Origin of the sequence: uncultured Zoogloea sp. (assembly GCF_937894855.1) — a bacterium.
Classification (GTDB): domain Bacteria; phylum Pseudomonadota; class Gammaproteobacteria; order Burkholderiales; family Rhodocyclaceae; genus Zoogloea; species Zoogloea oryzae.
In genome coordinates, this window is sequence record NZ_CALAYQ010000035.1 from 53,315 (window position 1) to 63,985 (window position 10,671).

Here is a 10,671-nt window from a genome sequence, read left to right on the forward strand (position 1 = left end):
GAACAGCGCTTGAACAGCGCGGCGGCACGTTCTGGGTTGCCCATGGAACCCTGCCCGTCAAAGTCGCGGCCACATGGCCCAGCCGGACAGCGCCATGTCGTTCACAACATTTAACAAATTATAAGATGTCGATCGGCAGTGCAAAACCCGGTCGCCCTCCGCGCTGCCAACTTCATCACACCCTGGCATCGCGGAGCGCATCCGGCGGAGAAAACCGCCCCTCAGCGCGGCCGGCTTTCCCAGATCTTCTGCAGGCGCTTGACCGACACCGGCATGGGCGTCCGGAGCTCCTGGGCGAACAGGCCCACGCGCAGCTCTTCCAGCAGCCAGCGGAACTCCTCCAGCTGCGGGTCGGTGACGCCGGCCTTGGCCTTGGCGAGCCATTCCCGCTCGAAGGGCTGGGCGAGCTTCTTCCAGTCGGCCATCAACTCGGCGTCCCGCGCGGGGTTGTTGCGCAGCTTGTCGATGCGCACCGTGGCGCCCTTGAGGTAGCGCGGGATCTGGGCGATGCGTTCGTAGGGCAGCGCGACCAGGAAGTGCTTCGGCATCAGCTTGGCCACCTGGGCGTTGATGTCGGCCACCACGTCCGGGAAAGTCTTGAGGCCGGCGAGGCGCTTGGTGAGCGTGCCGTGCTCGACGATCAGCTGGCCGGTGAGGCGCATGAGCTCCTGGGCCACCAGGGTGATGCGCGGCTTGGCTTCCTGGCAGCGCTTGCCGAAGCTGTCGGCATCCGTCGGCAGCGGTTCGAGCAGGCAGCAGCGCTCCAGGGTGGCGGTGACGAGCTGGGCCTTGAGCTCCGCTTCGGAGCCGTAGCTGATGAACTGCAGCGCCAGTTCGCGGATGCCCGGCAGCTTCTCGATGGCCTTCACCTGGGCCGACAGCGCCAGCGCGAAGAGCCGCGCGAGACCGCCGCGGTGCACCTTGGCGGCTTCTTCCGGCGTGTCGTAGGGGCGCAGCGAGACGCTGGCGCCATCGTCATGCAGCGCCGGAAAGCCGACGATCTCGCGGCCGGCGACCTTCACCTCCAGCAGCTCGGGCAGCGGGCCGAAGGTCCAGTCGGTGAAGCCGGCAAGCTGCTTGTCGGCCGCAGGCGCGGGCGCGGCAGCCTTTCCGGGCGCAGGCTCGGCCCCCTTCTTCGGGGCCGGGGCGGCGGGTTCGGCCGCCGGCACGATGCGCGCACTCTGGAAGCGCGCCGCCACCTGATCGCGGAACCTGGTGCGCAGCTCGGCCAGATTGCGCGACTGGCCGAGGATGCGGCCGTGCTCGTCCTGCACCCGGAAGTTCATGAAGCAGTGCGGGTTGAGGTTCTCGGGCCGGAAGCTCTCCATCGGCAGCTTGAGCGACACGCGCTCTTCCACGAAACGCTGCAGCGCCTTGATGAGCGGGTCGTCCAGGTCGAACTCGCCGGCGTCGAACTTGGCCATGAAATCCGCCGCGCTGTCGGCCATCGGCTGCAGGCGGTGTCGGTGTTTTTGCGGCACGGTGCGCAGCAGCGCGGTGACCTTCTCTTCCAGCAGGCCGGGCACCAGCCACTCGCAGCGGTTGGCGGGGATCTGGTTGAGCATCGCCAGCGGCACGGTGAGCGTCACGCCGTCGTCGGCCTCGCCGGGCTCGTGCAGATAGGCGAGCTTGAGCTTCTGGCCGAGCACCTCCAGGCTGGACGGGAAGCGGTCGGTGGTGATGCCTTCCGCGTCGTGGCGCATCAGCTGGTCGCGGGTGAGCTGCAGCACCTTGGGCGCCTTCTTCTCGGCGGCCTTGCGCCAGGCCTCGAAGCTGGCGAGGTCGAGCACCTCGGGCGGCAGCTTGGCGTCGTAGAAGGCGTAGATCAGCTCTTCATCCACCAGCACGTCGGGCCGGCGGGATTTGTGCTCCAGCCGCTCGATCTCGGCCATCAGCCGGCGGTTGTGGCCCAGGAAGGCCATCCCGCGGGCCGGGCCTTCGGCGATCTCGCCCTGCACCAGCCCTTCGCGGATGAACAGCTCGCGGCACAGGGCCGGGTCGATCTCGCGGTAGCTCACACCCCGGCGCGGATACACCGTGAGGCCGTACAGCGTGCCCCGCTCCCAGCCGCGCACCGCGCCGCTGGCCTTCGACCAGTGGGGCTCGGAGACATTGCGCTTGAGCAGGTGGCCACCCACTTCCTCCAGCCACTCGGGCTCGATGCGGGCAAGGCAGCGGCCGAACAGCCGCGATGTATCCACCAGCTCGGCGCACATGATCCACTTGCCGGCCTTCTTGGCGATGGCGGAGCCTGGATGGGGCCAGAACTTGATGCCGCGGGCGCCCAGGTAGCTGCCCGCAGCGGGGCCCGAGGCGTCCTCGATCTTGCAGCCCACGTGCCCCAGCAGGCCGGTGAGCAGCGCCTTGTGGATGTCCTCGAAGCTCGCGGGCTTGTCGTTCTCTTTCCAGCCGTGCTCGGCGCACAGGGTGTGGAGCTGGGTGAACACGTCGCGCCATTCGCGCAGGCGCAGCCACGACAGAAAGTTGCTCTTGCACCACGCTTTCTGCTTGCTCGATGTTTCGTGGCGCTGGACTTCCTCCCAGGCCTTCCAGAGGTTCCAGTACCACAGGAACTCGGATTTCTGCTCCTGCTCCTGCTCCGGGCCGCGGAAGCGGGCGTGGGCCTGGTCGGCGGCGGCCTGACGCTCGGGCGGGCGTTCGCGCACGTCTTGCGTCGACAGCGCCGCGGCGATCACCAGCACTTCGGCGAGGCTGCCACGATCCCGCGCGGCGAGGATCATCCGGCCGATCTTCGGGTCGAGGGGCAGCTTGGCGAGCTCGCGGCCGATGGGGGTGAGGTTCATCACCGCCTCGCCGTCCTTCTCCTCGACGGCGCCCAGCTCGGCCAGCAGCTGGTAGCCGTCGGCCACCATGCGCGGCAGCGGCGCGTCGATGAAGGGGAACTCGGCCACCTCGCCCAGCTTGAGGGACTTCATCCGCAGGATCACGCCGGCCAGGGACGAGCGCAGGATTTCCGGATCGGTGTGGGCCGGGCGCTTGTTGAAGTCGTCCTCGTCGTAGAGCCGGAAGCAGATGCCGTCACTCACCCGGCCGCAGCGGCCGGCGCGCTGGCGGGCCGCCGACTGGGCGATCTTCTCGATCTGCAGTTGCTCGACCTTGTTGCGGTGGCTGTAGCGCTTGACCCGCGCGAGGCCGGTATCGACCACGTAGCGGATGCCCGGCACGGTGAGCGAGGTTTCGGCCACGTTGGTGGCCAGCACCACCCGGCGGCCCTTGGAGGGCGCGAACACCCGCGCCTGCTCCTGGGCCGACTGGCGGGCGAAGAGCGGCAGCACCTCGGTGCCGGCAGCATGGTGGGCCTTGCGCAGGGCCTCGGCGGCCTCGCGGATCTCGCGCTCGCCGGGCAGAAACACCAGCACGTCGCCGGGGCCGCTGCGGTGGGCTTCGTCCACGGCATCCACCAGCGCGTCGTAGAGGTCGCGGTCGGGGCCGCGGCTGTCCTGGCGCGGGGCGGGTTCGCCCGGGCGGGCCGGCTTGGGCTCGTCGCGCTCGACGGGCCGGTAGCGCATCTCGATGGGGTAAAGCCTGCCGGAGACTTCGATCACCGGCGCGGGCTTGTCGGCCGTGCCGAAGTGACGGGCGAAGCGCTCGGCGTCCAGCGTGGCCGAGGTGACGATCAGCTTCATGTCCGGCCGCTTGACGAGCAGCTGGCGCAGGTAGCCGAGCAAAAAATCAATGTTGAGGCTGCGCTCGTGGGCCTCGTCGATGATCAGCGTGTCGTAGGCCGACAGCAGCGGGTCGCCCTGGGTCTCGGCGAGCAGGATGCCGTCGGTCATCAGCTTGATGTAGCTCTGGGGACCGATGCGGTCGGTGAAGCGGATCTTGAAGCCGACGGTGGCGCCGAGCTCGCTCTTGAGCTCTTGCGCGATGCGGGTGGCGGTGGCCCGGGCGGCGATCCGCCGGGGCTGGGTGTGGCCGATGAGGCCGGACACGCCACGGCCAAGCTCGAGGCAAATCTTGGGCAGCTGGGTGGTCTTGCCCGAGCCGGTCTCGCCGCAGACGATCACCACCTGGTTGTCGCGGATCGCCGCGGCGATCTCGTCCCGGCGCTGGTTGACGGGCAGATCCGGCGGAAAATCCGGCTTCGGCAGCGCCTCGCGGCGGGCGATCAGCTTCGCGGCGGAATCGGCGATGGCGAGGCGCAGCGCCTCGGGCACGTCAGCCAGGGTGCGCGGCCGGCGGGCGAGCTTGCGCAGATCCCGGCGCAGGCGCGGGCGATCGGCCGACAGGCAGTGTTCGAGCAGGCGATACGGGTCTTGGGAGTCTTGCGGAGAAGCCATGCGGAGGTGCAGCAGGAAAGCGGGAGGTCAGGCGCGCAGGACGTGGACGGTCCACATCCCGAGGGCGGTCATGGACAGGGAGCCGCCCAGGTGCAGCGCGGCGGCGCCCAGGGCCCAGGCGTAGCGGGCGGTGTCGATGAGATGGACGACCTCGGCCGAGAAGGACGAGAAGGTGGTCAGCCCGCCGAGAAAGCCGGTCACGATGAAAAGTCGCGCCTCGGGCGGCAGATCGGTGCGCAGGGCAAACCACGCCACCGCCACGCCGACGAGGTAGCCCCCCAGCAGGTTGGCCACCAGGGTGCCCAGCGGCATGTGGGCGAACAGTGGGTTGAGGCGCAGCCCCAGCCACCAGCGCAGCCAGGCACCCAGCGCAGCACCGACACCGATGGCGACGAGGGCAAGGACGGGAAAATGGTGGGCGTGATCGGACATGGGCCAGGATTTTAACCCGCCCGCCCCGTCGTTGCCCGCTAAAGACCGCGCGACTTCGGCCGATAGCCTGTCAGCTGGCGTGGCGGCCGGCACCGCCACGTACTCTGGAGGAAAGATGGAACACCTCAGCCAAATCCCCGAATCGCCCGACCCGCTGGCCTACCAGCCCCGCTTCGAATGCAGCAGCGGCGAGCTTGCGGGAGCCCGGCTCCACGTCACCGGGCCGGCGGGCCCTGTCGATGCGGCGATCGCCTCGGCCGGGGATGTGCTTGCCCTGCGCGCCGCCTGCACCCAGGTGGTCGCCTGGACCCGCGGCCGCACGCGGCCTTTCGTGCTGTCGCTGGGCGCCCGCCTCGACGCCCTGTGCGACCCGGCCTTCGCCCAGGAACTCTCCCGCGTGCTGCTGGACACCCAGCTCACGCCCTGCTCCCTCGAATTCGCGATCATCACCAGCGGCGACACCCTCACCGACGCCGAGGAGGCCGCCCTCCAGCACCTCAAGCGCTTCGGCATCCGCCTGTCCATCGACGCCGCCAGCCCGGCCAACGCCCATCTGGCGTGGGCCCGCCGCCTGCCGCTGGACAGCCTCGACGTGCCCTCGCGGCTGGTGCAGGACGTGGTGGTCGACCCGGAAGGCGTGGCCATCGTCCGGGCGCTGGTCAACCGCGCCCACAAGATGGGGCTGTCGGTGTGCGCCGCCGGCATCGTGGACGCCCACACCGCCTCGGTGATGACCGCCGCCGGCTGCGACGAGACCCGCGGCCCGCTGTTCGGCGCACCCGAACCCGCAGCGCGCTTCGAGGCCCTGATGAAGGCCGGCCTGCGCATTGAGGGCAACCTCCAGCGCGCCGCCGACACCGAACGCACCCTGCTGCTGGTGGACGACGAGAGCAACATCCTCGCCTCCCTGCGCCGGCTGCTGCGCCGCGAGGGCTACACCATCCTCACCGCCACCAGCGGCAAGGAAGGCCTCGAGCTGCTGGCCACCCACAGCGTGGACGTGATCATCTCCGACCAGCGCATGCCGGGCATGACCGGCGTGGAGTTCCTGCGCAAGGCCAAGGACATGGCACCCGACACCGTGCGCATGGTGCTCTCCGGCTACACCGACCTGCAGTCGGTCACCGACGCCATCAACGAAGGCGCGATCTACAAGTTCCTCACCAAGCCGTGGGACGACGCGATGCTCGTCGCCAACATCGACGAGGCTTTCCGCCGCAAGCTGCTGTCCGACGAGAACCGCCGCCTGTCCGCGGAGCTCTCCCGGGCCAACAGCGAGCTCGAACGCATCAACGCCCAGCTCAAGTGCGTGCTGGCCGACCGGGAGCGCCGCCTGGGCATGGGCGAAGCCTCCCTCGGGCTGGCCCAGGAAGCCCTCGCCACCATCCCACTGCCGCTGATGGGCCTCGACCCGACGGGCATGATCGCCCTGGCCAACGGCGCCGCCGAGCGGCTGTTCCCCGGACGGGCACCACTCATCGGCCTGGACGCCGTCGAGGTGCTGCCCGCGGGCCTGCTCGAACAGATCAGCGCCGCCAGCGATGGCGACGGGGTCGACTGCCCGGAACTGGGCGGCCGCATCGAAGTTCATCCCCTCGGCGGCAGCCGCAGTACCCGCGGCACGCTGCTGACCTTCAACCGGACGACGAAGTCCCCATGAGCGACGCCCTCGAACGCCCCCTCGACGAAGTCCAGCCCGGCATGGCGCTGGCGGCTGCGGTGGTGGACCGCAACGGCCAGGTGCTGCTGCCGGCCGGGCTGACCCTGGCCGAAAACCACATCGAAAGCCTGCGCCGGCGCGGCATCGACAAGCTCTCCATCACGCCGCCCGAGGCGCCGGACGCCAAGGCCCGCCAGCGGGAAGCCGCCCGGGCACGGGTGATGCACATCTTCCGCCACACCGCCGACGACCCGGCCGCCCAGCCCCTGCTGCACGCGGTGCTGGCCTTCCGCGAGGAGCAACTGAAGTGAGCCAGCCGAGCCTCGCCGACATCGTCAGCCACATCCACAGCCTGCCGGCCATGCCGGCGGTGGCACTGGAGCTGCTCCAGACCCTCTCCGGCGGCGACCCCGACGTGGACGCCCTGGCCAGCCGCATCGCCCGCGACCAGGCCATCACCGCCCGCGTGCTGCGGGTGGCCAACTCACCCTTCTACGGCCTGCAGATGCGCGTCGGCTCGATCCACGACGCCATTGTCGTGCTCGGCTTCTCGGCAGTGCGCTCGCTGGTGCTGACCAGTGCGGTGGTCACCACCCTGCCGGCCGGCAAGTGCGCCGGGTTCTCCGCCGACCGCTTCTGGCGCCACGTGCTGGGCACCGCCGTCGCCGCCCAGGCCCTGGCCCGCCCCCTGCGCCGCAAGCCGGAGAGCCTGTTCATCGCCGGCCTGCTCCACGACATCGGCCGGCTGGTGATGCTGTCGGCCAACCCCGAGGGCTTCGCCCGGGTCATCCAGATCGCCACCGAACGGGACTGCCACCTGGTGGACGTGGAGACCGAGATCTTCGGCTGCGACCACACCGCCGTCGGCGCCGCCATCGCCCAGCACTGGAACTTCCCGGCCGATATCGTCGAGGCCCTGGCCTTCCACCACAACCCGGCGCAGACCGCACCGGGCAGCCTCGCGGCGATCATCCACTACGCCGACGGCATCGCCAAGGCGCTCGACCTGGAAGGCGCCGAGAACACCCAGATGGCCCGGCTGCAGCCTGCCGCCATCGACGCCCTCGGGCTCGACTGGCAAACCCTCACCGCCGTGCTGGCCGAAACCCACGGGCGCTTCGAGGCCCACCTTCCCCTGCTCGGCTGAACACCCGATGAGCGCCCCCACCTACTCCCTCCAGGCCAGCCTGTTCCCCCTCGCCGAGTGCGTGGCGACAGCCCTTGCCCTGCACCGGGGCGGCACCATCCTGTTCGCCAATCAGGCCTTCACCCGGCTCACCGGCTACGAAGAGGCCGAACTCGCCCGGATGCCCTTCTCGCGGCTGTTCCCGGCAGGTGTCCGGGACTGCGTCTGCGAGCTGGCGCGGAGCGCCATCAAGGACGCCCCGCCGAACCGCCACGAGACCGACATTGTCACCCGCACCGGCGAGACGCGCTGGGTCGAGCTGTCCATCGCCCGCACCGACATCGACGGCCAATGCACGGCCGTGTGCAGCCTGGTGGACATCACCGACCGCAAGCTCGCCGAAGCCGCCCAGAAGCAGGCCAAGCAGCTACTCGCCCAGATCATCGACGGCGACCCGGTGCCCACCCTGGTGATCGACGCCAGCCACGTGGTCACCCACTGGAACCGCGCCTGCGAACAGATCCTCGGGCAGCCCGCCGCAGCGATGGTCGGCACCCGCCGCCAGTGGGAGGCCTTCTACGACAGCGAACGCCCGATCCTCGCCGACCTCATCGTGTCGGGCACCGTGGACGAGATCATCGGGCTGTACGGCACCAAGAACCTGCGCCGCTCGCAGGTCATCACCGGCGCCTACGAGGCCGAGGACTTCTTCCCCCGCGTGGGCGGCACCGGGCGCTGGCTGTACTTCACCGCGGCCCCGCTCCACAACGCCGAAGGCACCATGATCGGCGCCATCGAAACCCTGCAGGACATCACCGAACGCAAGAACGCCGAAAACGCCCTGCTGCAGATGCGCGCCGACCTGGAAGCCACCGTCGTCCAGCGCACCCGCGACCTGCAGGACGCCAAGGCCACCCTCGAGGAGGACATCGCCCGCCGCGAGATGGCCGAGACCGAGCTCCTCAAGCGCTATGTCGAACTCACCGATCTCAACTGCCGGCTCCACGACACCCAGCAGCAGCTTGTCCAGTCCGAAAAGATGGCCTCCATCGGCCAGCTCGCCGCCGGCGTCGCCCACGAGATCAACAACCCCATCGGCTACGTCAATTCCAACCTGCACAGCCTGAAGACCTACGTCGGCCAGCTGCTGGAGGTGCTCGATGCCTACGAAGCCCACCGAAGCGCCCTGCCGCCCGCCGACGCCGATGCCATCGAAACCGTGAAGCGCGCGGTGGACTTCACCTACCTGCGCGACGACATCGGCGAGCTCATCAGCGAATCTGCCGAAGGCACCGCCCGGGTCCGCAAGATCGTCCAGGACCTGCGTGATTTCTCGCGCACCGACGCCAGCCAGGACTGGCAGCCCGCCGACATCCACCAGGGCCTCGACAGCACCCTCAACATCGCCAGCAACGAGATCAAGTACAAGGCTGACGTGGTGCGCGAATACGGCACGCTGCCCGTGGTGGAGTGCCTGCCCTCCCAGCTCAACCAGGTGTTCATGAACCTCTTCGTGAACGCCGCCCAGGCCATGCCGGACAACCGGCGCGGCACGATCCACGTCCGTACCGGCCACGACGGCGACACGGTGTGGATCGAGATCGCCGACGACGGCAGCGGCATCCCGCCGGACGTCCTCGACCGCATCTTCGACCCCTTCTTCACCACCAAGCCCGTGGGCAAGGGCACCGGCCTCGGCCTGTCACTCTCCTACGGCATCGTGCAGAAGCACCACGGCCACATCACCGCCAGCAGCTCGCCGGAAACCGGCACCTGCTTCCGTATCACCCTGCCCGTCCATCACATGGCCGTACCGGGAGTATCCCCATGACCCTTGCCACCGCCCCCGCCACGCCCGACCGGAGCGCGGCGCCCGCCCCCGCCTTCTCGATCCTGTGCGTAGATGACGAAGCCAACATCCTGTCGGCCCTGCGCCGGCTGTTCCGCCCCCACGGCTACACCGTGCATGTGGCCAACAGCGGCGCGGAAGGCCTCGAGCTGCTCGACCGCGAGCACGTGGATCTGATCATCTCCGACATGCGCATGCCGGTGATGGACGGCGCCGCCTTCCTGGCCGAAGCCCGCAAGCGCCACCCGGACACCGTGCGCCTGCTGCTCACCGGCTACGCCGACATGGAATCGACCGTCGCGGCCATCAACAGCGGCCAGATCACCCGTTACATCTCCAAGCCCTGGAACGACCAGGACGTGCTGCTCACCGTCCGCGAGGCCCTCGAACGCCAGGCCCTGACCCGCGAGAAGGCCCGCCTCGAAGCCCTCACCCAGAAGCAGAATGACGAGCTGAAATCGCTCAACGCCAGCCTCGAGCAAAAGGTCGAAGCCCGCACCGCCGAACTCAAGAGCGCCCATGAGAAGCTCAAGCAGAACTTCCTCACCTCGATCCGCGTGTTCTCGAATCTCATCGAGCTGCGCGAAGGCAGCAACGCCGGCCACGCCAAGCGGGTCGCCGATCTGGCGCGCAAGGTCGCCGTCCGCCTGAATTTTGCACCGGCCGAAGTCCAGGACGTGATGCTGGCCGGCCTGCTCCACGACATCGGCAAGATCGGCCTGCCCGACGATCTGCTCGCCAAACCGGTCTCCCACATGACCGGCGACGAGCTCGGGGTGATGCGCAAGCACCCGATCACCGGCCAGGCCGCCCTGATGGGCCTCGAGAACATGCGCGGCGCCGCCACCCTGATCCGCAGCCACCACGAACGCTGGGACGGCCAGGGCTACCCGGATCACCTGTCAGGGCTGGCGATCCCGTACGGCGCACGGGTGATCGCGGTGGTGAACGACTACGACGACATGCAGAGCGGCACCCTCTCGCCGCGCAAGCTCAAGCCCGCCGAGGCGATCACCCTGATCCAGCAGAACCGCGGCAAGCGCTACTGCCCGCAGGTAGTGGATGCCTTCCTGGAGGTGCTCGGGTCAACCGCCGAGAACATGCCGCCCCCCATGAACGAAGTGACCGCCACGTCCCTGCGGCCCGGCATGGTGCTGGCCCGCGATCTGGTGACCCGCGACGGGGTAATGCTGCTGGCGGCGGACTTCGTGCTCGACGAAAACCTGATCCGCCAGCTGCGCGAACTGGAGGCGTCGGAAGGCGTGCGCCTCAACATCGCCATCCAGCCCGAACGGCGCTGAGG

At 69.2% G+C, this 10,671-nt stretch carries 7 protein-coding genes; 5 read left to right on the top strand and 2 right to left on the bottom strand.

What is annotated here, in order from left to right; all coding sequences use genetic code 11:
• Positions 1 to 221 precede the first annotated feature (221 nt).
• Together hrpA and crcB are read right to left on the bottom strand one after the other, a co-directional pair.
• On the bottom strand, positions 222 to 4,301 hold the full coding sequence (gene hrpA / locus Q0672_RS03775; RefSeq protein WP_298619892.1) for an ATP-dependent RNA helicase HrpA: 4,080 nt from the start codon (positions 4,299 to 4,301) through the stop codon (positions 222 to 224).
• A gap of 27 nt (positions 4,302 to 4,328) precedes the next feature.
• Positions 4,329 to 4,733, bottom strand: coding sequence for a fluoride efflux transporter CrcB (gene crcB, locus Q0672_RS03780; protein WP_298619895.1), 405 nt, complete (start codon positions 4,731 to 4,733; stop codon positions 4,329 to 4,331).
• A 115-nt stretch (positions 4,734 to 4,848) separates the two neighbouring features.
• On the opposite strand from crcB, the gene Q0672_RS03785 reads away from it, so the two are divergent.
• The 5 genes from Q0672_RS03785 to Q0672_RS03805 are packed head-to-tail and all read left to right on the top strand — an operon-like array spanning position 4,849 to position 10,669.
• Positions 4,849 to 6,393 carry an EAL domain-containing protein gene (locus Q0672_RS03785; protein ID WP_298619897.1) on the top strand — a complete coding sequence of 515 codons (1,545 nt, stop codon included), beginning with the start codon at positions 4,849 to 4,851 and terminating at the stop codon, positions 6,391 to 6,393.
• Positions 6,390 to 6,704 carry a hypothetical protein gene (locus Q0672_RS03790; RefSeq protein ID WP_153161231.1) on the top strand — a complete coding sequence of 105 codons (315 nt, stop codon included), beginning with the start codon at positions 6,390 to 6,392 and terminating at the stop codon, positions 6,702 to 6,704. Before Q0672_RS03785 ends, Q0672_RS03790 begins: the two co-directional genes overlap by 4 nt.
• A complete protein-coding gene (locus Q0672_RS03795; protein WP_298619900.1) occupies positions 6,701 to 7,540 on the top strand; it encodes an HDOD domain-containing protein in 840 nt (279 codons plus the stop codon). Before Q0672_RS03790 ends, Q0672_RS03795 begins: the two co-directional genes overlap by 4 nt.
• Positions 7,541 to 7,547: 7 nt before the next feature.
• Positions 7,548 to 9,350, top strand: a complete 1,803-nt coding sequence (locus Q0672_RS03800) for an ATP-binding protein (protein WP_298619903.1) — start codon at positions 7,548 to 7,550, stop codon at positions 9,348 to 9,350.
• Positions 9,347 to 10,669, top strand: coding sequence for an HD domain-containing phosphohydrolase (locus tag Q0672_RS03805; protein ID WP_298619906.1), 1,323 nt, complete (start codon positions 9,347 to 9,349; stop codon positions 10,667 to 10,669). The genes Q0672_RS03800 and Q0672_RS03805 overlap by 4 nt, the downstream gene beginning before the upstream one ends.
• Positions 10,670 to 10,671 lie beyond the last annotated feature (2 nt).